The organism is Brevibacillus sp. SAFN-007a (genome assembly GCF_051967035.1).
Lineage (GTDB): Bacteria > Bacillota > Bacilli > Brevibacillales > Brevibacillaceae > Brevibacillus.
On record NZ_JBQCKK010000027.1, the window covers coordinates 15,224 to 39,040 of the forward strand.

At 53.0% G+C, this 23,817-nt stretch carries 27 protein-coding genes; 26 read left to right on the forward strand and 1 reads right to left on the reverse strand.

What is annotated here, in order from left to right; genetic code table 11:
* Positions 1–9 precede the first annotated feature (9 nt).
* From ACTHO6_RS19430 to ACTHO6_RS19450, 5 genes are all read left to right on the forward strand, one after another.
* Positions 10–156 carry a hypothetical protein gene (locus tag ACTHO6_RS19430; protein ID WP_197187061.1) on the forward strand — a complete coding sequence of 49 codons (147 nt, stop codon included), beginning with the start codon at positions 10–12 and terminating at the stop codon, positions 154–156.
* A 53-nt stretch (positions 157–209) separates the two neighbouring features.
* Complete coding sequence (locus ACTHO6_RS19435; protein ID WP_005831465.1) at positions 210–410, forward strand: hypothetical protein; 201 nt, start codon at positions 210–212, stop codon at positions 408–410.
* A gap of 170 nt (positions 411–580) precedes the next feature.
* Positions 581–988 (forward strand): hypothetical protein, encoded by a 408-nt coding sequence (locus tag ACTHO6_RS19440; RefSeq protein ID WP_440243318.1) that lies wholly within the window; start codon positions 581–583, stop codon positions 986–988.
* Between the two features lie 155 nt (positions 989–1,143).
* Positions 1,144–1,560, forward strand: coding sequence for a hypothetical protein (locus tag ACTHO6_RS19445; protein ID WP_440243319.1), 417 nt, complete (start codon positions 1,144–1,146; stop codon positions 1,558–1,560).
* A gap of 124 nt (positions 1,561–1,684) precedes the next feature.
* Entirely contained in the window at positions 1,685–2,203 is a 519-nt protein-coding gene (locus tag ACTHO6_RS19450; protein ID WP_440243320.1) for a hypothetical protein, read from the forward strand.
* Positions 2,204–2,485: 282 nt separating this feature from the next.
* On the opposite strand, the gene ACTHO6_RS19455 is transcribed toward ACTHO6_RS19450, so the two are convergent.
* The gene (locus ACTHO6_RS19455; RefSeq protein WP_440243321.1) at positions 2,486–2,677 is read right to left on the reverse strand and encodes a hypothetical protein; all 192 of its coding nucleotides are present in this window, start codon (positions 2,675–2,677) and stop codon (positions 2,486–2,488) included.
* Between the two features lie 343 nt (positions 2,678–3,020).
* Here ACTHO6_RS19455 and ACTHO6_RS19460 point away from each other — a divergent pair, with 343 nt between their 5' ends.
* The 21 genes from ACTHO6_RS19460 (at position 3,021) to lysS (ending at position 23,495) form a co-directional block, all read left to right on the forward strand.
* Positions 3,021–3,362 carry a DUF3870 domain-containing protein gene (locus tag ACTHO6_RS19460; RefSeq protein ID WP_440243322.1) on the forward strand — a complete coding sequence of 114 codons (342 nt, stop codon included), beginning with the start codon at positions 3,021–3,023 and terminating at the stop codon, positions 3,360–3,362.
* 213 nt (positions 3,363–3,575) lie between these two features.
* Positions 3,576–4,514: an ABC transporter permease gene (locus tag ACTHO6_RS19465; protein WP_440243323.1), complete on the forward strand. Its 939-nt coding sequence runs from the start codon at positions 3,576–3,578 to the stop codon at positions 4,512–4,514.
* A gap of 26 nt (positions 4,515–4,540) precedes the next feature.
* Positions 4,541–5,428, forward strand: a complete 888-nt coding sequence (locus ACTHO6_RS19470; protein ID WP_440243343.1) for an ABC transporter permease — start codon at positions 4,541–4,543, stop codon at positions 5,426–5,428.
* Between the two features lie 5 nt (positions 5,429–5,433).
* Positions 5,434–6,459: an ABC transporter ATP-binding protein gene (locus ACTHO6_RS19475; protein ID WP_440243324.1), complete on the forward strand. Its 1,026-nt coding sequence runs from the start codon at positions 5,434–5,436 to the stop codon at positions 6,457–6,459.
* Between the two features lie 165 nt (positions 6,460–6,624).
* Positions 6,625–8,205, forward strand: coding sequence for a peptide ABC transporter substrate-binding protein (locus ACTHO6_RS19480; protein WP_440243344.1), 1,581 nt, complete (start codon positions 6,625–6,627; stop codon positions 8,203–8,205).
* A 96-nt stretch (positions 8,206–8,301) separates the two neighbouring features.
* Positions 8,302–9,402, forward strand: a complete 1,101-nt coding sequence (locus tag ACTHO6_RS19485) for a mandelate racemase/muconate lactonizing enzyme family protein (protein WP_440243325.1) — start codon at positions 8,302–8,304, stop codon at positions 9,400–9,402.
* The gene (locus ACTHO6_RS19490; RefSeq protein ID WP_440243326.1) at positions 9,399–10,316 is read left to right on the forward strand and encodes a C40 family peptidase; all 918 of its coding nucleotides are present in this window, start codon (positions 9,399–9,401) and stop codon (positions 10,314–10,316) included. The genes ACTHO6_RS19485 and ACTHO6_RS19490 overlap by 4 nt, the downstream gene beginning before the upstream one ends.
* 284 nt (positions 10,317–10,600) lie before the next feature.
* Positions 10,601–11,545: a sigma-70 family RNA polymerase sigma factor gene (locus ACTHO6_RS19495; protein ID WP_440243327.1), complete on the forward strand. Its 945-nt coding sequence runs from the start codon at positions 10,601–10,603 to the stop codon at positions 11,543–11,545.
* A gap of 151 nt (positions 11,546–11,696) precedes the next feature.
* On the forward strand, positions 11,697–12,569 hold the full coding sequence (gene hslO / locus ACTHO6_RS19500) for an Hsp33 family molecular chaperone HslO (protein ID WP_440243329.1): 873 nt from the start codon (positions 11,697–11,699) through the stop codon (positions 12,567–12,569).
* Between the two features lie 37 nt (positions 12,570–12,606).
* The gene (locus tag ACTHO6_RS19505; protein WP_440243330.1) at positions 12,607–13,509 is read left to right on the forward strand and encodes a peptidyl-prolyl cis-trans isomerase; all 903 of its coding nucleotides are present in this window, start codon (positions 12,607–12,609) and stop codon (positions 13,507–13,509) included.
* Between the two features lie 81 nt (positions 13,510–13,590).
* Positions 13,591–14,523, forward strand: a complete 933-nt coding sequence (gene cysK, locus ACTHO6_RS19510) for a cysteine synthase A (protein ID WP_440243331.1) — start codon at positions 13,591–13,593, stop codon at positions 14,521–14,523.
* Between the two features lie 121 nt (positions 14,524–14,644).
* A complete protein-coding gene (trpE, locus tag ACTHO6_RS19515) occupies positions 14,645–16,138 on the forward strand; it encodes an anthranilate synthase component I (protein WP_440243345.1) in 1,494 nt (497 codons plus the stop codon).
* A 17-nt stretch (positions 16,139–16,155) separates the two neighbouring features.
* The gene (gene pabA / locus ACTHO6_RS19520; protein WP_440243332.1) at positions 16,156–16,740 is read left to right on the forward strand and encodes an aminodeoxychorismate/anthranilate synthase component II; all 585 of its coding nucleotides are present in this window, start codon (positions 16,156–16,158) and stop codon (positions 16,738–16,740) included.
* Positions 16,741–16,936: 196 nt separating this feature from the next.
* A complete protein-coding gene (pabC, locus tag ACTHO6_RS19525) occupies positions 16,937–17,782 on the forward strand; it encodes an aminodeoxychorismate lyase (RefSeq protein ID WP_440243333.1) in 846 nt (281 codons plus the stop codon).
* A 52-nt stretch (positions 17,783–17,834) separates the two neighbouring features.
* Entirely contained in the window at positions 17,835–19,022 is a 1,188-nt protein-coding gene (folP, locus tag ACTHO6_RS19530; protein ID WP_440243334.1) for a dihydropteroate synthase, read from the forward strand.
* 2 nt (positions 19,023–19,024) lie between these two features.
* Complete coding sequence (gene folB / locus ACTHO6_RS19535; RefSeq protein WP_440243335.1) at positions 19,025–19,396, forward strand: dihydroneopterin aldolase; 372 nt, start codon at positions 19,025–19,027, stop codon at positions 19,394–19,396.
* Positions 19,393–19,923 (forward strand): 2-amino-4-hydroxy-6-hydroxymethyldihydropteridine diphosphokinase, encoded by a 531-nt coding sequence (gene folK / locus ACTHO6_RS19540; RefSeq protein ID WP_440243336.1) that lies wholly within the window; start codon positions 19,393–19,395, stop codon positions 19,921–19,923. Before folB ends, folK begins: the two co-directional genes overlap by 4 nt.
* Positions 19,875–20,087: a helix-turn-helix domain-containing protein gene (locus tag ACTHO6_RS19545; RefSeq protein WP_440243337.1), complete on the forward strand. Its 213-nt coding sequence runs from the start codon at positions 19,875–19,877 to the stop codon at positions 20,085–20,087. The genes folK and ACTHO6_RS19545 overlap by 49 nt, the downstream gene beginning before the upstream one ends.
* 63 nt (positions 20,088–20,150) lie before the next feature.
* Positions 20,151–21,179, forward strand: coding sequence for a tRNA dihydrouridine synthase DusB (gene dusB / locus ACTHO6_RS19550; RefSeq protein WP_440243338.1), 1,029 nt, complete (start codon positions 20,151–20,153; stop codon positions 21,177–21,179).
* Between the two features lie 217 nt (positions 21,180–21,396).
* Positions 21,397–21,873 carry a transcription elongation factor GreA gene (greA, locus tag ACTHO6_RS19555; protein WP_440243339.1) on the forward strand — a complete coding sequence of 159 codons (477 nt, stop codon included), beginning with the start codon at positions 21,397–21,399 and terminating at the stop codon, positions 21,871–21,873.
* 104 nt (positions 21,874–21,977) lie between these two features.
* Positions 21,978–23,495 carry a lysine--tRNA ligase gene (gene lysS, locus ACTHO6_RS19560; protein ID WP_440243340.1) on the forward strand — a complete coding sequence of 506 codons (1,518 nt, stop codon included), beginning with the start codon at positions 21,978–21,980 and terminating at the stop codon, positions 23,493–23,495.
* Positions 23,496–23,817: the final 322 nt, after the last annotated feature.

The following is a 23,817-nucleotide window of genomic DNA, read 5'->3' on the forward strand; positions in this document are numbered from 1 at the left end:
GCGAAGCGCTTGACCAAGCTGTTGTCCATTATCATGTGCATCGTATTCACTTTGGGAATCATCGTTTCAAGCCTCTCGCATATCAACGCATCCGTTGTTCAGGATGGCGGACTGCGGGATCGGGCTGTGGATTGGATCGATAAAGCGATACCGTAGCGTAAATAGGCTACTTCATGAAACCATTTAAACATGTAAAGGAGAGTGCAACGATGTCTAAAATGTTCTTTATTTTTCTCGCATGCGTCATGGTGCTGGGGATCGGCGTCAGCTCTTACGGCAATGAATTGTCGCCCGCTGCAAACGATTCTGCTGAAAGCATCAACCGTTCCATTACATCCCTGAATTATGATACCCGAAATGAAAACATCAACTTCAAAATGCAAAACGGCACAGCCTATACGTCAAACTGATGCTGCACTATCATGTATTTCTCATTATCGTCGTAATGACAGGGAGCTTGTGCGCGTTTATCTGGAATATGCAGCCAGCGGAGCAGCTTCGTATGACTCAACAGGAAAGGGTGTATCGGGCTACGACGGTTATCTTTCATTAAAAAAAGAGAACAGTCGGTCTGGAAGCGATGGTCAAAGCAAAAGTATTTCTCGTTTGCTTGATAGTGCTGCTCTTCGTAATTTCTGGAGTGGGAGCTTATCATCTGTACGCCATGGAGAGAGCGATTGCCCGGGGTATCTACGCCGATATTCTTGATGACATGCAGGATATCGGCTATCTCGATCCGGCCTTGGCAGAATACTATACCCAAAAAATGGATGATCTAGGCTGGGATGTAACTGCTGATATTTTTGCGGGCAGCTGGCCGCGAACAATCAACGAGCGGGCGCGTAAAGAACAAAACGAGTCCGTCACGCTTACTGTTACGGTTAGGCCGTCCAACGTGGCAAAATGGCTGAATGCCTTTGTGGAGGGCGATGCTGCCTTTTCGTTTACAGGGAGCCGCCCCTCAGAATATTTCGATCCAGGGTGGTAGTATATGAATAAAATGATAAGTATGCTGGTTTTGCTTGTTCTTGTCCTGCCTCTTACGGTGGGGGTGCTTTTTACAGGTCCAGACAACCTCATGGCGGCTTGCAAACAGTTTTTCGGTGAGTTGCTCGTCCAGGTGACGAGGTTTGGTACGGTCTGATGGGACAGCTTGTTGCTGTTATTTTCCATATCATGCTGCTGTTAATGGTGAGTTTGGGGTTGTTGCAGGTGCACACGGTCGTGCAAGCGGAAAATGAGCTGATGGAGGTCAGTGCAGCCGTTACGAAATACATCAGCAACCGTGGCGGGACGAATGATAACCTGCTACAGGAGGAAGTGCGGGCTTTTATTGCGAGAGAGCTTGCGGAAAAGCGCTTTTCCTTGTCGGAGAGCGAGATGTCTGTAAGCGTTACGCGCACGCATTCAGCCGATCCTGTTTTATGGAGCCATGCAGATGAGTTTTCCTTGGTTTTAAACATTCCCTACCCCGGCTTTGCTTCATGGATTCCCGTGCCTGCTGCAAAGCTGCAGGTCACTCGCCAGGGAACGATTAACGTCATGGACTACGATTTGTAAACACGTGCATTCTCGACATCAGAGAGCACCGAATTAGGGGGATATTCATACGGGGATTAACATTTTATCTATATCGGCGCTGTTGCTTTTTTTGCTGATCGGTACGTTTGTCGTCGATGCTGATATGGCGATGCAGAAAAAAAACGAAGTGAAAATGCTGCTGGAGCTGGCGAATCATCATGCCACCTTTGCCGTGGATCCTGTCTTGAAGACAGAGGGGGTGATCGATTTGCTGGAAGACGAGGCGTTGCAGCGCTTTGACCGCAGGATGAGCGAAAACGGGGGGTATCAGCGCCAACTGCATGCATACGTTCCCGGAGCGAAAAGCGTAACCACCGCCCCAATTCCTTTTGTGCGTCATTACGTGGATTTCCGGGCTTGGCGGCAGGATTTGACGTTGCGGCTGCAGTACAACGGGGAGAGCTTTGTCATCGTGAGCGCGACGCCAGGAGCTGTCCGCCAAGGGGGCGGGCAACTGGAAATTATGGTGGTGACCGAGCAGGGAGAGGAACTGCGGCTCGCTCCGAAAAAGATGGTCGGTCCGTCGTACATCGTTGTTGCTTACGTAGACGAGAGACCGTTCCTGCCGATGCTGCCGGGGCATTCTTTTCCAGTGGTTTCGGTGGAGGAAGTGAAGTTTTAGCGTGGAGCGGCTCTAGTGTCACGTAAGGAGAGGGAATGGACTGAGCAAAGCAAAGAGGTTCGTAAGGAGAGCGATGTAAGGAGATAAGCATAGGCAGGGAGCGTTGCCGTAGGCTGTCTTCAGAAGCTGTGCACGAGTAATGTAGCGTCCTATGCATGTAGCAACGCAAGGAACAAGGAAGCATCCCTTAGTAGCCCCGGGGGCCCCCTGCTAAACCCGCTCTACCAAGTTCTCCCGAAAAACAACACGTACACCTTCTAAGTCTATCTCTCATCCACCAAATCAAATGGAAAACAACTCCAAAGCAGTCGAGCCAGCAAGCAATGCCCATTTGCACAAATAGCAAAATCCGACAGTAACAACATACTCAACCAGCAAATGCTTAAAAACTAACGGTTGTTCCTGTTTGGTGAAGCTGTCTTTGCATATCATGAACCCCGCGATGCCCGTAGCGATTGACAGGATGTCTTCCACGCTTCTCTTCCCTCCTAAAAACGTAACTGCAGCCGAAAAAGCTTACCATACAAATGGTAAGTTATTCCACACGAAAATATAAGCCGCCTCCACAATCAGCGCAGCCCCAGACGTTGACGCAATATACAGCTGTCATTACCACCTTCATCAAAATACCTCCCCCCTTTCGCTCCTTCACGATAGCAACCACCCCCACGAAAGATTAGTCGGACTTGTTTACAAATTTAGAATTGTTCTGGTACTATGTAAGAAAGTGCTTAGCCAGCTTGCGATTGTGAGGAGGTAGCACTCCGAACGTCCCGCATGGCCGGTCCGTCAAGCATGAAAAAGCGGGGTATTTGATTTGTTCGATAAAGATACCATTTATATCGTGGGCGATGCGCAATCTTCGTCCAACAATCCGATTACGCAGCAATTCAGTGCTTTTTTTATCGGATTGGTTGTGGATACTACCAACGACAAAATCGTGGATGCGGCTTGTTCGTCTACGGTTCAGCTGACGTCTGCGTTTGCCCGATCTATTTTTATCGGTCATTCCATCTACGCGTCAGAGGAGATTGGGGAGGAAATTCGCTATCGATATTTTGGCTCCTCGCAAAAAACGCTGCTAGCTGCATTCAAGGATGCGCAAAAGAAGTACAAGCAGGCTGTTTTCGCGAGAAGCAAGGCAGAAATCGCCAAGTGAATAGGAAGTACACCGGCTGCTTTATTTATTCGTATGCCTGGCATACACGTAAGTAAAACCCAGCAAATGCGCGATCAACACGGCATTTGCTGGGTTTTTTGCATATCTGCATTGCATAGAGGAAGCGTCCGTCCTCTCCGTTCGGGGGAGGCGAACGACAGCTTTTGCCCCCTGGCTTTGTTCACGGATTTTTGAGTGAAAGGAGGAGAGTCCTTGCTCTCTTTTGTCGTCCGCAGATTTGTCTCCATGATCGTTACGCTGTGGCTCATTGTCACTCTGACCTTTTTTCTGATGCATGCAGTGCCTGGGTCTCCTTTTGAAAAAGAGGGAAAAGCGCTGAACGCTACCGTGGAACAAAATCTCAACGCCTACTACAACCTGGATAAGCCGCTCGTTGTGCAATATGTGCTGTATTTGCAAAAGCTGGTGCAGTTTGATTTGGGTCCGTCGACGGCGAACAGCTCGGATACCGTCAACAAAATGATTGCCCGCGGTTTTCCTGTCTCGTTCCAGTTAGGGTTGATCGCCGTCGTGTTTGCCATTTTCTCGGGAGTAGGGCTTGGCGTGATTGCGGCGCTGCGCCATAACCGCTTGATGGATTACGCCGCGATGGTGATTGCCGTTCTCGGCATATCCGTTCCCAGTTTTGTCGTCGCGCCTTTGCTGATTAAATACTTGGCTGTCGAGTGGAAGCTGCTTCCGACAGCGACATGGGGGTCGTGGCAGCATATGGTGATGCCTGCGCTTGCCTTGGCGTTTGGGCCGATCGCCATTATTGCTCGTCTGACGCGGACAAACATGCTGGAAATATTGACGCAGGAGTATATCGAGACGGCCAAAGCCAAAGGATTGAAGCCTGTGACGATTGTGGTCAAACATGCCTTGCGCAATGCGATCTTGCCCGTCGTCACGCTGCTGGGCGCACTCATTGCCAATGTGTTGACAGGGAGCTTTGTCATCGAGAAAATTTTCGCGATTCCGGGTATGGGCAAATATTTCGTGGCGGGCATTATCAACCGCGACTATTCCGTCATCATGGGCACGACCGTGTTTTACAGCGCCCTGTTGATCTTCATGATGTTTGTCGTCGATGTGTTGTACGGCATAATTGACCCGCGGATCAAGTTACATCGAAAGGAGAGCGAAGGATGATCGTTTCTGACGACTTGTTTATCCCGATGCGCAAAGACAACCTCCATGCGGAAGCGATTGTGCGGCCTCAACTGACATTCTGGCAGGAAGCCTGGCAGCGGCTCCGAGGAAACAAGCTTGCCTTGATGGGACTTGTCATTATCGTTGTGCTCGGCGTCATGGCTGCAATCGGGCCGATCCTATCGGGGCACGAGTACGCCAAGCAATCGATTCTCATGAAAAACAAAGCGCCGTCTGCGACGAACTGGTTTGGTACGGACGAGTTTGGACGCGATGTCTTTACCCGTGTCTGGTACGGGGCGCGGATTTCCTTGTTTGTCGGATGTATGGCGGCGCTCATCGACTTTTTCATCGGGGTGTTGTATGGCGGAATCGCAGGTTATTTGGGTGGGCGCGTCGATACCATCATGATGCGCTTCGTCGATATTCTCTATGGCTTGCCTTATTTGCTGGTCGTTATTTTGCTGATGGTGGTCATGGGGCCTGGCCTTGGAACGATTATCGTCGCGTTGAGCGCCACAGGCTGGATTGGCATGGCTCGTACCGTGCGCGGTCAGGTGCTGCAAATGAAAAGCTCCGAGTACGTGCTGGCGGCCAAAACGCTGGGAGCAAAGCCGTTTTACATCATCCGCAAACATCTGTTGCCCAATACGATTGGCGTCATTATTGTCTACGTCACGTTGTCGGTTCCCTCTGCGATTTTTGCGGAAGCGTTTCTCAGCTTCCTCGGCCTCGGTGTGCAGGCTCCGATGGCCAGCTGGGGCGTGATGGCCAACGACGGGCTATCGACGATTTTATCCGGTCACTGGTGGAGGCTCTTTTTCCCGGCTTTTTTCATTTCCTTGACGATGCTTGCGTTCAATGTGCTTGGTGATGGCTTGCGCGATGTGTTCGACCCGAAGGCAAGGAGGTAGACGGCATGGACCACACGGAAAAATTGCTGGAAGTAAGCGGGCTGCGCGTCACGTTCAGGACGCACGGAGGCGAAGTACAGGCAGTGCGTGACGTGAGTTTTTCCCTGAACAAAGGCGAAACGCTGGCGATTGTCGGCGAGTCCGGCTGCGGCAAAAGCGTGACGGCAAGGAGCATTATGCGGCTTGTGCCGGAGCATAGCGGGAAAATCGCCGGCGGCAGCGTCATGTTCAAAGGCAGGGACTTGCTTGCGCTGCCGGAAAAAGACATGCGCGAGCTGCGGGGAAAAGAAATCTCCATGATTTTTCAGGATGCCATGACTTCACTCAACCCGACGATTTCCATCGGCGAACAGATTATGGAAGGGATCATTCGTCACCAAAAAGTCGCCAAGAGCGAGGCGAGGCGGCAGGCCATCGAAATGCTGACGCTGGTCGGTATCGCCAACCCGGAAAGCCGTCTCAAGCAGTATGTGCACCAGTTCAGCGGCGGGATGCGTCAGCGGATCATGATTGCCATTGCGCTTGTCTGTCGACCGTCCATTCTCATAGCGGATGAGCCTACAACCGCTCTCGACGTAACTATCCAGGCGCAAATCATCGAGCTGTTCAAAAGCATTCAGCAGAAGACAGGCGTCTCGATCATCATCATTACGCACGACTTGGGCGTCGTCGCCAAGATTGCCGACCGGGTCAACGTGATGTATGCGGGCAAGGTGGTAGAGTCGGGGACTGTGCGCGACATTTTCTATAATCCCCAGCATCCGTACACCAAAGGCTTGCTCGCTTCGATGCCGCGTCTGGATGCGGATCGCTCGATACCGCTCAGTCCCATTCCCGGCACTCCGCCCGATTTGTTTGCGCCTCCGCTTGGCTGCGCGTTTGCGGCACGCTGCGACTATGCGCTGGAGGTATGCCGGAACTATCAACCTGCGGAAACGACCGTGCACAGCAAGCACGCGGTATCCTGTTGGCTGCAAGATCCGCGCGCGAAAAAAACGCTGGCTGCTTTGCAGGCGAAGACAGGAACGTGAACGGGCCGCTCTGACAGAGAGACCGTCAAGCCGTCAACGGGTGTAAAAGAGGGTGCCGTCTATCGGCGCCATCCTTTTTCCGACATAGAAACCGACAAGGGGGAAGAAAAAGTGAAAAAACGATTGTCGATCCTGCTATCCGCTTCGCTGGCTGTTTCCGTGTTTATGGCTGGGTGTAGCTCGGGGCAAGCGCCAACGGAAACCAATCAGCAGACGCCGTCGCCAGAAGACCAAGCGGCAAAGCTTTTGCTCCTGAACAATATCAAGGAGCCTACCTCGTTGGACCCTCCGCTCGGTTTTGACGAGCCGTCCTACAACATTTTGAACAACCTGATGGAAGGCTTGACGCGTCTGGATGAAAACCAGAAACCGCAGCCAGCGGCCGCTTCCGAATGGAAAATCTCCGAGGACGGCAAAACCTACACGTTTACTTTGCGCGACAACCAATGGAGCAATGGCGAGCCCGTAAAAGCACAAGACTTTGAGTACGCCTGGAAGCGCATGCTTGACCCGGCGCTCGCCTCTCCGGCGGCCTTCCTTGCATTCATGATTGAAGGGGCAGAAGCATACAACAGTGGCAAAGGCTCAGCAGACGACGTACAGGTAAAAGCTCTCGACGATAAGACACTGGAGGTCAAACTGGCGCAGCCTGCCTCCTGGATGTTGCTACTGGCGTCCAACCCGGCCTTTTTCCCGGTACACAAGGCCACAGTGGAAAAGGATGCGAAGTGGGCAGCAGAGGCATCAACCTTCGTAGGCAACGGGCCGTTCAAGCTGACGGAATGGAAGCATGACAGCGAATTAAAAATCATGAAAAACGAGAACTACTGGGATGCGGCGAACGTAACGTTGGCTGGTGCTGTCTGGAAAATGATCGACGACGAGAATACCGAGTATCAAATGTTTACGAACGGAGAGCTGCACAGAACCACAACCGTTCCGGCGGACATGGCCGACCAGTTGTTCAAGGAAGGCAAGGTTTACGTAAAAGACGGCGCGGGTACCGAGTTCTACCGCTTCAATGTGACCAAGGAGCCGTTTGACAATGCCAATATCCGCAAAGCGTTCAGCCTGGCCATTGACCGTCAGACATTGGTTGACCATGTGCTGATGCGTCAGCAAAAGCCGGGAACCGGGTTCGTTTCCTTTGGTTTGCCGGATGCCAACGGCTCGGGTGATTTCCGTCAGGTAGGCGGCGAGCTGGTGAAGTACGATCCGGCAGAAGCAAAAAGGCTGCTGGAGCAGGGGATGAAGGAAAAAGGCTACACCACCTTGCCCGAAGTAACGCTTACGTATCGCAGCGGCACAGCCAACGAAAAAACAGCTCAGGCCGCGCAGGAAATGTGGAAGCAAACATTGGGGGTCGATGTGAAGCTGCAAAAGGTAGAAGGGCAAGTATTGACCGATATGCAAAAGAAACTGGAGTACCAGATCGCCCGTTCGTCCTGGCTGCCTGATTTTGGAGATGCAATCAACTTCCTCGACATCTTCCAGTCGAAAAACGGCAGCAACCGCACCGGCTGGGCTAATGCCGAATACGACAAGCTGATTGCAGACGCGTACAAAGAGGCAGACGACGCCAAACGCCTGCAACTGCTGCATGACGCCGAAAAAATCTTGCTGAATGAAGCGCCGGTAGCTCCCCTCTACTTCTACAACACTTCGCTTTTGACCAGCGATCAGGTCAGCGGAATCCAAAGCTCTTCTCTCAGCTACATGGATCTGAGAAAAGCGGTCGTGAAATAAACCCGTTGTGCCGGGAGAGGTCATTTCAGGCGGACGAAATGACTCTCCCTCCTTTTTGGATCATGAAAGCACTCGTGCGAAAAGATGGAGGAAAATATGATTATTCAAGACATCGAAGTGAAAAGAATTTCTGTTCCGCTGAAAAAACCGTTTAAAACGGCTTTGCGGACGGTACATAACCTGGAGTCCGTCCTGGTAAAAATCACGTGCGACAACGGCATGGTAGGGTGGGGGGAAGCTTCCGCTACTGTGGTGATTACGGGAGACAGCATCGAGAGCATCACGTCTGCTATTTTGAACACAATGAAGCCGCAACTGGTTGGCCTGAATCTGATTGCCTACGAGGGCGTGTTCCAGACGTTGCATCAATCCATGATCGGCAATCCGAGTGCCAAGGCGGCGGTGGATATCGCGCTGTACGATCTGATTTCCCAACGGGCGGGAATGCCGCTGTACCAGTTTCTTGGCGGGTACCGCGACCAGTTGGAGACCGATTATACCATCAGCGTCAATTCGCCAAAGGAAATGGGCGAGGACGCGGCAGCTTATTTGCAGCAAGGTTTTACCGCGTTGAAAATCAAGGTGGGCAAAGACAAGATTGAGAATGATATCGTGCGTATTCAGGAAATACGCAAAACCGTGGGCAATCAGGTGAAGATTCGTCTTGATGCCAACCAGGGATGGCAAGTGAAGGAAGCGATTCAGTCGATTCGCAAAATGGAGGACATGGGACTGGGTATCGAACTGATTGAACAGCCTGTCAAAGCGCATGATCTGGAGGGCTTGAAGCGGGTTACGGATTCGGTCAATACGCCAATCATGGCTGACGAAAGTGTATTTTCGCCGGCACAGGCGTTGCAGGTTTTGCAAAACCGCGCAGCCGACATGATTAATATCAAGCTGTCGAAGGCGGGCGGCATTTTCAAAGCGCAATTGATTAACCAATTGGCTGAAGAGCACGGCATTCCATGCATGGTTGGCAGCATGATCGAATCGCGTCTGGCGGTATCGGCGGCAGCGCAATTCGCAGCCAGCAAGAAAAACATCACCCGCTATGACTTCGATGCTCCGCTGATGCTGTTGCACGATGGCATTGAGGGCGGCGTGACCTACGAAGGCAGGCGGATGACCATGCCGGAAGCGCCGGGGCTCGGCATTCGTGCGGTTGGTTGGTGGGAAGGGAGAGAGCAAGGATGAAATCAGCACTTGTATCGGTTTCGGTCGCGACTGTATGGACGAAGCCGGAGTCTCCGCGTGACATGGATCAGGCGGCGCTTGCCGTTCCGGTCGATGCGCGCGGCTGGCTACAGTCGCTATCTGTTGATGAAAAGCTTGGCTTTTACGAGAACAACGCCATTCAGACGCAAGCGCTGTTCGGCACTCGCGTGGAAGTCATCGGGGAGCAGGGAGAGTGGGCGCAGGTTCTGATTTCCGATCAAGCGACAAGCAAAAACGAGATCGGCTATCCGGGCTGGATTCCGTCACGCCAGTTGTCTCCATGGACTGCTGCTTTTGACGTACAGGATGGGCAAAAGCTGGCGATGGTGACGGCGGACTTTACCCGGCTGCACACGCTGGAGCGGAAGCCGGGCATCGAGCTTGCGTTTTTGACCAGGCTGCCGCTGGTCGAGGACGGCGCCGCGTGGGTGAAGGTAACGGCACCGGACGGCGAAGCGCTTTTGCCAAAAGCAGATGTGGCGATTCTGCGCGCCAACGAGCCGATCGAGCTTGCCGGCAATCGCGGTCAAGCCATCGTGGAGGCCGGCAAGCGTTTCCTCCATCTTCCCTATTTGTGGGGCGGCATGTCCTCCTACGGATATGACTGCTCGGGCTTCGCCTACAACATGCATCGCGCGGTAGGCATTCAGATTCCCCGTGACGCTTCCGACCAGGCAAGAGCAGGGCGGCTGGTGGAAAAAGCGGATTTGCTCCCGGGGGACCTGCTGTTTTTTGCCTATGAAGAAGGACGGGGCAGCGTGCATCATGTGGGCATTTACATGGGCCATGGCGAAATGATTCATTCGCCTGACTCGCGCAGTGTCATCGAAATCGTCCAGTTGGAGGGCTACAAGCTGAAAAAGGAGCATGCCATCTCCAGACGATACTGGTAAAAGGAAACGCAGGCATGGTTGTCGGGCATTCCCGTCCCTGCCCCCTTTTATCGCCATATTCGACATTTTTCGCAGCCGTCCTGCACGCACAGGGATGGCTTTTGTCGAGCCATTGCGCTTTACAATCAAGGAGATCTGTCAGCAATGATTTCCATGAGAACTGTTAATATTCTGTAAACGGGCAGGAATCAAACAAGTTTTGTCGAAATACGGTTACTGTAAACAACTTCGTAACTCACCTACCTTCATCGTGAACTCCCATTCCAGAGAAGTGAGGGTTGCATATGACTTTGAGTACGTCCTCATTCCATTCCACTCCCCGTCGCTGGCGGGAAGTAGAAAGACAGCTGGGAATCGTCGTGCCCAGATCGCTTCGATCGGACACCTCGGCCTTGCTGTTTTTGGAAAGCGTCGCTGCAACACCCATGTTGGACAAAGAAGAAGAGTTGGCTTGCCTGATTCGCTATCAGCAGCACGGCGATATGGAGGCACGTGAAACGATTGTGCGCGCGTATTTGCGCTATGTTGTCAGTACAGCCTTGCGCCATTTGAAAAGAGGCATGCCGTTTCTGGATCTGGTTCAGGAAGGCACGATTGGTTTATTTACCGCCATAGACAAATTCGATGTGGGACGCGGCGTCCGTCTCTATCATTACTCGCATTGGTGGATTTCCCAGGCGATCACCCGCGCGATCAACGACAAAGGGACCCTGATCCGCATTCCTGTCCATATGCATGAGCAGATTCGCCACTATCAAAAACAAGTCCTGCATCTGATTCACGCGCTGAATCGTACGCCGGATCGGCACGAGATTGCGGGACTGCTGGACATTCCGTTGGAAAAGGTCGATGCGATTGAGCAGGCTCTGATGATGAAAATGGAGTCGATTGATGCCGAGCTGGACAGCGAAAAATGGCAGGCAGAGCATGACGATGAATGTCTCAGCTATGCCGAGATCATGGAGGATGGCGTGTCCTCGCTGGACGACTGGATCGAAAAGGTGGACTTGCGCGCGCAAATGCAGTCGGCATTGGAACGGCTCAGTCCCCGCGCTCAGGAGATTATCTCCATGCGGTACGGTCTCTACGACGATCATGTGTACACGCTGGAGGAAGTGGGCAAAATGTTCGGTCTGACCCGCGAGCGAATCCGCCAGATTGAAGCGACAACGATTGATCGATTGCGCACGCAAAAAGCGTCGAAAGTATTGAAAGACTATTTGACCTGATAGCTTCACCAGCCCCCTCTTTCCCGGAGGGGGTTTTTTGCCTGGCAGCTGCAAGTGTCGGTTGAGACAGCGGAAGGCGCGTACGCTTGTCTTCTTGTGGTAAACTGATAAAGGCAGTTTGATTTTTCGATGGAAGAAGGAGGATCGCCAGATGAGCGATTATTTGATAAGAGCAACCGGATTTAACGGACACGTGCGTGCTTTTGCCGCGCGCACCACAGGGATTGTAGAAGAAATGCGCCGTCGCCACGACATGTGGAATACGGCAACCGCGGCAACAGGTCGCACATTGACGGCAACGCTGATGATGGGCGCCATGCTGAAAGGAAACGAAAGCCTCTCTGTCAAAATAAAAGGGGGAGGGCCGATCGGTCAGATCGTGGCGGAGGCCAACGCCGACGGAGACGGGATTGCCTACGCGACCAACCCGCATGTTCATTTTGAACTGAATGAAAAAGGCAAGCTGGACGTTGCGCGCGCAGTCGGGACGGACGGTTTCGTGTACGTGACGAAGGATCTGGGATTGAAAGAGCCGTACCAGGGCAGCTCGCCGATCATTTCCGGCGAAATTGGCGAGGACATCACGTACTATTTCGTGACGTCGGAGCAAACGCCGTCGGCCGTAGGGGTAGGCGTGCTGGTCAATCCGGAAGATCGCTCTGTTTTGGCGGCCGGCGGGTTCATTCTCCAGCTTTTGCCGGATACGCCGGAAGAGGTTGTGGCGAAAATCGAAGAGCGGCTGGGGCAGCTCCCGCAAGTCTCCCGCATGATTGGCGAGGGGCTGACGCCGGAGGAGATTTTGGCGCGTGTCCTGGACGATCCGAAGTACCTGAGCCGCACAGACGTTCAATTCAACTGCAAATGCAACGAGGACAAAGTCATTCAGGCTCTGATTAGCATGGGACGCGAAGAGATGGAGAGTCTTCTTGCGGAGCAGGGCGAAGCGGAAGTTCACTGTCATTTTTGCAACGAACGATATCATTTTGACAGAACCGCGCTGGAAGACATCATGAAAGACATGTAGGAAAAGCCGCGTGGCGTCTGCTAAGGGAGAGGATGGCATGACCAAGGAAAAAGGGTTGTGGGCATTCATCGGGGCGCTTGTTTTGCTGCTGCTTGTCGTGACCTGGTCGTGGTACCAGTCGTCAGGCAAGCTGCAGCCTGCGGCTATCGTAGGGGATGTCACGATTAGCGAAGCCGAGTATGTATCCGCGCTCAAGCAAAAATTCGGGAAGCAGGTGCTCGACGACCTGGTGAATCGGGAGGTTGTTTTCCAGGAGGCAAAACGGCTGGGAATCAGCGCCGATCCGAAACAGGTCGAACAGGAACTGGCGCAGATTCGGGACAGCTATGGCAGCCGGACAGACAGCGAGTTTCAAGAGGCGCTGCAAAAGCAGGCAGGAACGAGTGTCGATGCCTTGAAGCGGGAAATCACCTATCAAATTTTGCTGCAAATGTTGGCGACCAAAGATATCTCCGTTAGTGACGACGAAGTGTTAAAAGTATATGAAAGCAGGGCAGATCGCTATTCGCGGCCGATGCAGGTAAGGTTGCGGCAAATTGCGGTCGCATCGACAAAAGAGGCCGAGCAGGTTATGGCGGAATTAAAGCAAGGCGCCAACTTCCAGACGCTCGCCAAAGAACGCTCTATTGACAGCCGAACGGCGGCTATTGGCGGAGACCTCGGCTGGGTTTCCTTGCGTGACCATCGGTTGCCTGACGAAGCGTGGGACGCGATTGAAAAGCTGAAGCCAAAGGAAAACAGTGAACCGGTCAAGGTAGACGACACCTATGTGATCTATCATCTGGAGCAAAGCAGGGAGGCTGCACAGAGGTCGTTTGAAGAGGTAAAAGAGGAATTGCGCCGGGAAATTGCTTTTGCGCAAGTAGAGTCACTCGATACTGTCCTTGCGCGGTTGCGCGAATCGGTAGGGGTTCAGATTTCTGGGCAAATGCCTCATTGACCAATTAGGCAACCGTTGATATAATTATGACAACAAATCCTAGCGATTTACTCGGCTATAAAAAATAAGGGGGCAGGACATATGCGCGTGGCGAATTCCATTACCGAATTGATTGGATTTACTCCGCTTGTAAAGCTGAATCGTGTTGTCACCGAAGACAGTGCAGACATTTACCTGAAGCTTGAGTTTTTCAACCCGGGAAGCAGCGTAAAGGACCGGATCGCGCTGGCGATGATCGAGGCAGCCGAAGCAGACGGCAGCCTGAAGCCGGGATACACGATTATTGAACCGACGAGCGGAAATACGGGGATCGGGCTTGCGATGGTGGCTGCTGCCAAAGGCTATCGCGCTATCCTGGTCATGCCGGAGACGATGAGTATCGAGCGTCGCAACCTGCTTCGCGCATACGGCGCCGAACTGGTTCTCACCCCGGGAGCAGAGGGAATGGGCGGGGCCATTCGCAAAGCGGAAGAGCTTGCGAAGGAAGACAACACCTACTTCATCCCGCAACAATTCAAAAACAAGGCGAACCCAGCCGTCCACCGCGATACGACAGCGCGTGAACTGCTGGAGCAAGCAAAGGAAATCGGTGGCGTGGACGCTTTTGTTTCCGGAATCGGAACAGGCGGAACGATCACAGGGGTCGGTCAAGTACTGCGCGAGCACTATCCGAACGTGCACATCGTAGCGGTTGAGCCGGCAGCATCTCCCGTGTTGTCCGGCGGCAAACCAGGTCCGCATAAAATCCAGGGAATCGGAGCAGGCTTTGTTCCGGAAATCCTCGATACGCAAATTTACGATGAAATCATCAAGGTAGAAAACGAAGAAGCTTTTGAAACCGCGCGTCGTGTTGCCCGTCAGGAGGGCATTTTGGGCGGCATTTCTTCAGGGGCGGCGGTCCATGCTGCGCTGCAGGTCGCTGCCAAGCTGGGCAAAGGCAAAAAAGTCATCGCCGTTATCCCATCCAACGGCGAACGCTACCTGTCTACTCCGCTCTACCAATTCGAGGACTGATTGACAAAAAATCCAGGAGACCACGTTCTGCCATTTTGGCGGCGTGGTCTTTCTTTTGGCATGGGACGACTATATAATGAACGGATAAATAGTGAAAAAACCGGAGCGTGAAGCGAAATTGATGTTCCCTACCTTTGCAGAATGCCAGACGTACGCTTTGACCTATCCAATGATTCCGCTTGCTCTTCGCGGCAAATGGTCTTCCGAAATCGATCCGTGGCAGGTGCTGACCACGTTGCAGCCTTCCATGCAGGAGGCTGTCTTGTTGGAAAGCGGCCGGGTGGGAAGGTACACGTTTTTGGCCTACCAGCCGGTGGCTACCTTGCGCAGTCAGCGGGGCGAAACCATCGTGGTCTATCCCGACCAGCAGGTAGAGAATGTGGAGGCGGACCAACCGCTTGCTGCCTTGCGCAAGCTGCTTGCCCGCTATCGCACGCCAGTCATTCCAGATATGCCTGATTTTTCCGGCGGAGCTGTAGGCTATCTCAGCTATGATATGAATCGCTTTTTTGAGCCGACCCTGCCCCAGATCGCGACGGACGACTTACAGTTGCCAGACCTGTATGTTATGATAATGCAAGACCTTGTTGTCTTCGATCATCAGACGCGGGAGATCGTGTGTCTGACTCATTTGTCTGCCAAAGAGTTGAGCGAAGAGACGTATCGACAAGCCGCAGAACGCCTGGAAAAACGGCTGGCGTCATTGGAAAAGCTCGTGGCCGAAGCTGATGCGGTGGACTGGGACGCGCTGCGCAAAAGACCGCTGGTGCAGATGACGCCAGCGTCTGTATCGTTCGCCAAAGACCAGTTCGAGGACGCCGTGCGCCGGGTGCAGGAGTACATTGCACAGGGCGACGTTTTTCAGGTGAACCTGTCCGTGCGGCAAAGCAAACCGATCCAGGTGACCGCTCCCGATGTGTACAAGGTACTGCGCAAGCTGAATCCGTCCCCGTACATGGGCTACCTCAGCTTTCCGGAATTCCAGCTGGTCAGCGCTTCCCCGGAGTTGTTGGTCAAAGTAAAAGGCGGCGAGGTTCACACACGGCCGATCGCAGGCACTCGTCCGCGCGGGCAAACGGACGAACAGGACGAAGCTTTGGTCCGCGAGTTGATCGACAATGAAAAGGAACGCGCCGAACACGTCATGCTGGTAGACCTGGAGCGCAACGACTTGGGGCGTGTCTGCCGTTTTGGCAGCGTGGAGGTCAGCGAGTTCATGGTCGTGGAGAAATACTCCCACGTCATGCATATCGTCTCCCACGTAAAAGGAGAGCTGGCAGAGGGCAAGGATGCTTTCGACGCCGTGGCCGCAACTTTTCCTGGCGGTACGATTACAGGAGCGCCCAAAGTGCGGACGATGGAAATTATCGAGGAGCTGGAGCCGGTCAAGCGCGGGGTGTACACGGGATCAATCGGCTGGTTTGGCTTTAACGGGGATGTCGAGGTCAATATCGCAATCCGGACCATGGTCGTCAAGGACGGGATGGCTCACGTGCAGGCAGGGGCAGGCATCGTGATTGACTCTGTCCCGGAGGCAGAGTACGCCGAGTCGCTGAAAAAGGCAGAGGCGTTATGGAAGGCACTAGAGATTAGCGAGCAGAGAACGATGAGTTGAGAGGAGATGAGTGTAAGATGATTTTGATGATTGACAACTACGATTCCTTTACGTACAACCTGGTGCAGTATGTCGGCGAGCTGGGCGAGGAACTGCAAGTATACCGCAACGACAAAATCACGCTGGAAGAAATCGAGCGGCTGGCCCCTGATTATTTGATGGTGTCGCCTGGTCCTTGCACGCCGAACGAAGCGGGGATCAGCATGGAGGCCATTCGCCATTTTGCCGGAAACATTCCGATTCTGGGCGTGTGCCTGGGACACCAGTCGATCGGCCAGGTGTTCGGGGCAAAAGTCATTCGCGCCGAGCGATTGATGCACGGAAAAACGTCTCCGGTCTTTCACGACGGCCAAACGATTTTCCGGGATATTCCTTCCCCGTTCACAGCGGCACGCTATCACTCCTTGATCGTGGAGGAAGCCTCCATTCCGCGTGAGCTGGAGATTACGGCCCGGACGGCTGAAGGGGAAATCATGGCGATTCGCCATCGCGAGTATCCGATTGAAGGTGTGCAGTTCCACCCTGAATCGATCATTACGGAGTACGGCAAGCAGCTTTTGCAAAATTTCCTCACCACCTACGCGCGAAATACGACAGGATAATTTTTGATAGAGGACAAAAACCGCCCGTTTGAAACGGCACCTCCCCTCGTTAGCTGTGTCTAACAAGTGGGGGGGCCGTTTGGATTCGGGCGGTTTTTTCTTTGCGGGTGCACCCGGTAAGCCGCTACTTGCCAGGTGGTGAAAGTCGGAAAATGTGGTATGATGCTCTCGATAATGGTAGCGGGAGAGGGCAATCATGTACGTTTATGTAAATGGGACAATCCGTCTGGCGCAAGAGGCGAGCGTGTCGGTTTTGGATCACGGTTTTTTGTACGGCATCGGTCTGTTTGAGACGATGCGCGTTTACGACCGTCAACTGTTTTTGTGGGACGACCATTTTTCCCGGCTTCATTCCGGGCTTTTGGCGTTGCAGATTCAACCCATATGGTCAAAAGCGGAGCTGGCGGACGCGATTCTGCAAACGGTTGAGGCCAATGAACTGCGGGATGCGTATGTCCGCCTCAGCGTTACCGCCGGACCGGAAGGAGTGGGCTTGGTGACAGGCGGCTACGAGCGTCCGTCGCTATTTGTATTTGCCAAGCCGGTTGCGCCGCTTGCATTTCCGCCCCAACCCAAGCGGTTGCAGACTTTAGCGTTAGCGAGGCAGACGGCGGAAGGACATCAGCGGTTTAAATCGCATAACTACCTCAACAATGCGCTGGCTCGCCAGGAACTGGGTGCGCGCACGGATACGGAAGGGCTGTTTTTGACGCACGACGGCTTTCTGGCGGAAGGCATCGTCAGCAATTTGTTCTGGGTCAAGGCCGGGCATCTGTTCACCCCGTCGCTCGATACGGGCATTCTCGACGGGGTGACTCGCCGCCATGTTTTGCGATTGGCCGAGCAGCTGGCGATCCCGACTGTCGAAGGACGGTATCGGCTGGAAGACTTGCTTGCCGCGGATGAAGTATTCACGACCAACTCTGTGCAGGAAATCGTTCCGGTAATAGAGATAGACGGGCAGCTAGTCTCTTCGGCCTACGGAAAATACACGCGCGAACTGCACCTGGCCTATCGTCAGTCTGTAGCGACCGGAATGTAAATTATGGTATGCTACTAATCAACATGCGAAGACGGAAAAAGGGAGTAGGTCCATGAAGTACAATCCATTTCGAATCCATGCGGCAACCGTTGACGAAATGTTGGCCGAGCTTGCCCACAGAGGGATTTTTGGCGATAGGGCCAAGCAATTGGCTGAGTGGAGAGCGGGCCTCATCATCCACGTGGAAAACCTGAATGAAGCCGACGCCGAACAAGCGCGGCTGGACATGCTCTCGGTCGGGGCCGAGGCCGTTGTGTCCGAGCAGCCGGGTGCAACCGACCAAAAGCGAATGCTTTTGCTTGCGGGTCCAAAGCAGCTGGACCAGGCGCTGTCCCGGTTGGAGCAGCGGGACGGAGAGCTTGCAGCCATGGCCGCAGAGGTGCGGGAGACGTTGGCGATGCCTGCGCGGCTGCGGGCCAGACGGGGGCTGGATTGCGGCTGTTATACGCTTCCGCTTGGCGAGCGGACGTTGGTGATGGGCATTCTCAATGTGACGCCGGATTCCTTTTCCGACGGGGGCCGTTTTATGGACCTTGACCACGCTTTGGCCCAGGCGCGCGCGATGGTCGAAGCAGGGGCCGACATCATTGACATCGGGGGCGAGTCTACGCGTCCGGGAGCGGAGCCGGTCGGAGAGGCAGAAGAGCTGGACAGGGTGCTGCCAGTGATTCGCCGCTTGTCGGCGGAGCTTTCCGTTCCGCTGTCCATCGACACGTACAAAGCCGCAGTAGCGGAGCGGGCGCTGGATGCCGGGGCGCATATCATCAATGATGTCTGGGGAGCAAAGCGCGATCCGCGCATGGCGGAGGTGGCAGCGCGGCGCGGGGTGCCGATCATTTTGATGCATAACCGTACAGACACCGACTACCGGGACTTTTATTCCGATTTTGTCAGAGATTTGCGCGAGTCGGTGCAGATTGCCCTGCAAGCGGGTGTGCGCGAGGATCAGATTATTCTCGATCCGGGGATCGGCTTTGTCAAAACGGTCGAGCAAAATCTCGAAACGATGCGCAGACTCGACGATCTCGTCGCCCTCGGGTACCCGGTATTGCTCGCAACTTCGCGCAAACGGATGATTGGTCACGTCCTCGACCTTCCCGTGGACGAGCGGGTGGAAGGGACCGCAGCGACGGTTGCGCTCGGTGTGGCCAAAGGCTGCCACATGGTTCGGGTACACGATGTCAAAGAGATGAAGCGAGTTACGAAGATGATGGACGCGATGCTGAAGGGAGGCATTTGACGTTGGATAAAATTTATTTCAACGGCATGTCGTTTTACGGCTACCATGGCGTGTTTGGAGCAGAGGCGGAGCTGGGTCAGCGTTTTTTCGTCGATCTGGAGCTTTCTGCCGACTTGTCGCAGGCAGGCGCAAGCGATGAACTGCAACACACCGTCAATTACGCCGATATATTTACTTGTGTGCAAAAGATTGTCGAGGGTGAGCGGTTCAATCTGGTGGAAAAGCTGACGTCCGTCATCGCCGAACAGCTTTTGACGCAATTTCCGCTGCAGGAAGTCAAAGTGAAGGTGACCAAGCCCAACCCGCCGATCAACGGACACTATGAGTCTGTCGCCATTGAGATGACGCGCAAAAGAGAGGATTTTGCTTCATGACAGCAATAGCGTATCTGGGGCTTGGCTCGAATCAGGGCAATCGGGAAGAGAATCTGCGCCAGGCGATCCGGAGGCTCGATGCGCTCACAGGGATTCGCGTTCTGCGCGCATCGTCTGTGTACGAAACCGAGCCGTTTGGTTACGTCGAGCAAGCAGCGTTTTTGAACATGGCCGTCTCGGTGGAAACAGACCTTTCTCCGGAGCAGCTTCTGGAAGCCGCTTTGTCAGTGGAGCGGGAGCTGGGCCGCATTCGCACCGTTCGCTGGGGACCGCGTACCATAGACATTGATCTTCTTTTGTACGGTACATCCTGTGTGTCGCTGGAGCATCTCGTCATTCCGCACCCGGGTCTTAGCCAGCGGGCTTTTGTGCTTGTTCCATTGCGCGATATTTGGGAGGGCGGGGTTTTGCCCGGTCACAACCAAACTATTGACCATTATCTTTCCTTATTGGCAGAAGATCAAAAGGGGGTACGAGAGTGGGGAGCAATCAACTGGGAAATCGGATCCGATCCTTCCGGAAGCTAAAAGGGTATACACAGCAATCGCTTTCGGAAAAACTGGGAGTATCATTGTCGTTTGTCGGATCGCTGGAGCGGGGAACCCGTATACCGACAGAGCCGGTACTGCGCAAGATCGCCAGCACTTTACAGGTCGACTATGAAGAATTATGTGCTATAAATAAAGGATAAGTCGTTTGGATGGGTCTCTCCTCTCCAATCACCCGCGTATCGGGAATAAGGAGGTCGAAATAGATGAAAATCGGTAACATTGAACTGAAAAACAACGTCGTTCTCGCCCCAATGGCAGGTGTGTGCAACCCTGCTTTTCGTTTGATTGCCAAGGAGTTCGGAACGGGCCTGGTATGCGCTGAAATGGTCAGCGACAAAGGAATCGTCCACGGCAACAAGAAGACGCTCGATATGCTGTATGTCGACGAGCGGGAGAAGCCGCTGAGCCTGCAAATTTTCGGCGGCGATAAGGAGACGTTGGTAGAAGCGGCGAAGTATGTAGATCAGCATACGAACGCAGACATTATCGACATTAACATGGGATGTCCAGTTCCGAAAATTACGAGCTGTGACGCAGGTGCCCGCCTGCTGCTCGATCCCAATAAAATTTACGAGGTTGTCGCTGCCGTAGTGGATGCAGTGGAGAAGCCGGTTACGGTGAAAATGCGTCTGGGCTGGGACGAGGAGCATTTGTACGCGGTGGAAAACGCTAAGGCTGTTGAGCGGGCAGGCGGCCAGGCCATCGCGGTCCATGGGCGCACGCGGGTGCAAATGTACAAGGGTCGTGCGGACTGGAGCTGGATTGGACGCGTGAAGGAAGCCGTTTCGATTCCGGTCATTGGCAATGGTGACGTCGCGACACCGGAAGATGCCAGACGCATGCTCGATATGACAGGCTGCGACGGGGTTATGATTGGACGTGCCGCCCTCGGCAACCCGTGGATGCTGTACCGGACGATCCAATACCTGACGACTGGCGAGCTGGCACCCGAGCCTTCCGTCCGCGAAAAGATCAACATCTGTTTGCTGCACGCCGAGCGTCTGATTGCGCTGAAGGGTCCGCGTGTAGGCGTGCTGGAAATGCGCAAGCACGCTGCGTGGTATTTGAAGGGACTGCGAGGCTCGACTCATACGAAAAACCTGGTGAATGCCGTGGAGACGGAAGAAGAGCTTCGTCGGGTATTGACGGACTATGTCGATTGGTTCGAAAATCACGCAGGCGACATGGAAGAGCCGCTGGAATCGGCACATGACGAAGCAGTCAGCTACTAAAATGGTTGTGTGTTCCAGACATTGACAAGGGTTCCTTCATATCCTATAATACTCCGTAATATTGGGAGCCAAGCTGCCAGTCCACTCTGGCAGCTTTACCTTTGAACCCTCACAGTTGGTTGTGTTCTGCTGTATATTGTATAGAACAACTACATATAATCCTTTGTACTTTACCCAGTGCAAATGGAATCATTTTTTAAAACGGGGGAATTGAACCATGTCTGAAAAAGAAGTTTTCCTGACACCAGAAGGTTTGACAAAACTGGAGCAAGAGCTTGAAGATTTGAAAACGGTTAAACGCAAGGAAGTAGCAGCAAGGATTAAAGAAGCGATCAGCTTTGGAGATATCAGTGAGAACTCTGAATACGAAGAAGCAAAGAATGAGCAGGCGTTCATTGAAGGCCGCATTCTGACGCTGGAAAAAATGCTGCGCAAGGCCACGATCATTACCAATGAAGATGTGGATACTGGCGTCGTCAGCGTAGGATCGCGAGTAAAGCTGAAAGATCTGGAGTTTGGTGATATCGTCGATTACACCATTGTAGGCTCTGCCGAATCCGATCCGATGAACAACAAAATTTCCAACGAGTCTCCTGTAGGCCAAGCGCTTCTGGGCAAGAGCAAAGGCGCGATTGTAGACGTTCACGTACCTGCAGGCGTCATTCAGTACGAGATTCTCGACATTAACCTGTAAGCAGTTTATCCATGGCGTACCTTCTCACGAGGTACGCCGTATCACTATTTGATCGTTTTTGTACAATATTGTTAAATCAGGCATTTTTTAGAGGAGTGAGCAAAATGGCAAACGAGCAAGACCTACAGAAAGAAGCGCAGCAGGAAGGGCTGCACGAGCTTCTTCAAGTGCGTCACGACAAAATGGATCAAATTCGCGCGTGGGGCTTTGATCCGTTCGGTAAAAAGTTCGAGCAAACCCATCACGCTGCTGATATTGTCAAAGCATTTGGCGACAAGACCAAAGAAGAACTGGAAGCAGAAGAGCATGTCGTGACGATCGCAGGCCGTCTGATGGCAAAACGGGCGATGGGGAAGGCGAGCTTCGCCCAACTGTTGGACCGTACCGGCCAAATTCAAATCTACGTGCGTCAAGACACCATTGGCGAAGAGGCGCACAAAGTATTCGAGATCAGCGATATTGGTGATTTGATCGGCATTCGCGGCGTTGTTTTCAAAACAAAAACAGGCGAACTCAGCGTCAAAGCAAAAGAGTTTACCTACCTTACCAAGTCGTTGCGCCCGCTTCCGGAGAAGTACCACGGCTTGAAAGACATCGAGACACGCTATCGCAAGCGCTATGTGGACTTGATCGTGAATCCGGAGGTGCGCGATACGTTTATTACGCGTAGCCGCATTTTGACTTCGATGCGCCGTTATTTGGACAACCTCGGTTTTCTGGAAGTGGAGACGCCGACACTGCATGCGATTGCCGGCGGTGCTTCCGCGCGTCCGTTCATTACGCACCACAATGCGTTGGACATGCAGTTGTACATGCGTATTGCAATTGAATTGCATTTGAAGCGTCTGATTGTGGGCGGACTGGAAAAGGTATATGAAATCGGCCGCGTATACCGGAACGAAGGGATTTCTACACGGCACAATCCGGAGTTCACGATGATTGAGCTGTACCAGGCGTACGCCGATTATCAAGACATCATGACGCTGACAGAAGAGATGATTGCCCATATCGCGCAGGAAGTACTGGGTACCACGAAGATCGAATACCAAGGCAACGAGATTGATTTGACACCAAAATGGCGTCGTGTGCACATGGTTGACCTGATTAAGGAAATTCTCGGCGTAGATTTCTGGAAGGAAATGAGCGACGATGAAGCGCGTGCGCTGGCAAAAGAGCACGGAGTCGCAGTGGAGCCTCATCATACCTTTGGACACGTTGTGAACGAATTCTTCGAGCAAAAGCTGGAGCATACGTTGATTCAGCCTACGTTTGTCTATGGTCACCCTGTGGCGATTTCTCCGCTGGCGAAAAAGAACGAGGAAGATCCTCGCTTCACCGACCGCTTTGAGTTGTTTATCGTAGCTCGCGAGCATGCCAATGCATTTACAGAGCTGAATGATCCGATTGACCAGCGCGAACGCTTTGAAGCGCAACTGCTGGAAAAAGCGGCAGGGAACGACGAAGCGCATGAAATGGATGACGATTTCATTGAAGCGCTTGAGTACGGTATGCCGCCAACAGGTGGTTTGGGAATCGGAATCGACCGCCTGGTCATGCTGTTGACCAACTCGCCATCTATTCGTGACGTATTGCTGTTCCCACATATGCGTGCGCGTGACTAATGGTAACAAAGCCGTTTGAATGATGTTCAAACGGCTTTTATTTTTTACTTGCATGAAACAATATGAAGTGGTACATTAATAACTGTTCTTCTTTTCGATACAGGGATGACATTCCCCTAAAAAAAGTCTTGCTTTTTTGGTGGGGGATGTGATAGATTAAAGAAGTCGCCGTTAACCAAGTGAAAAAAGGGTTGACACGACTCGGACAACCTGATATAATGAAGAGGTTGTTGTAAAAATGCTCTTTGAAAACTGAACAGCGAAAGCGTTGATGAGTCTATCATTTTTACATGATTTGCCAGCTTGAACCAGCAACAAACTT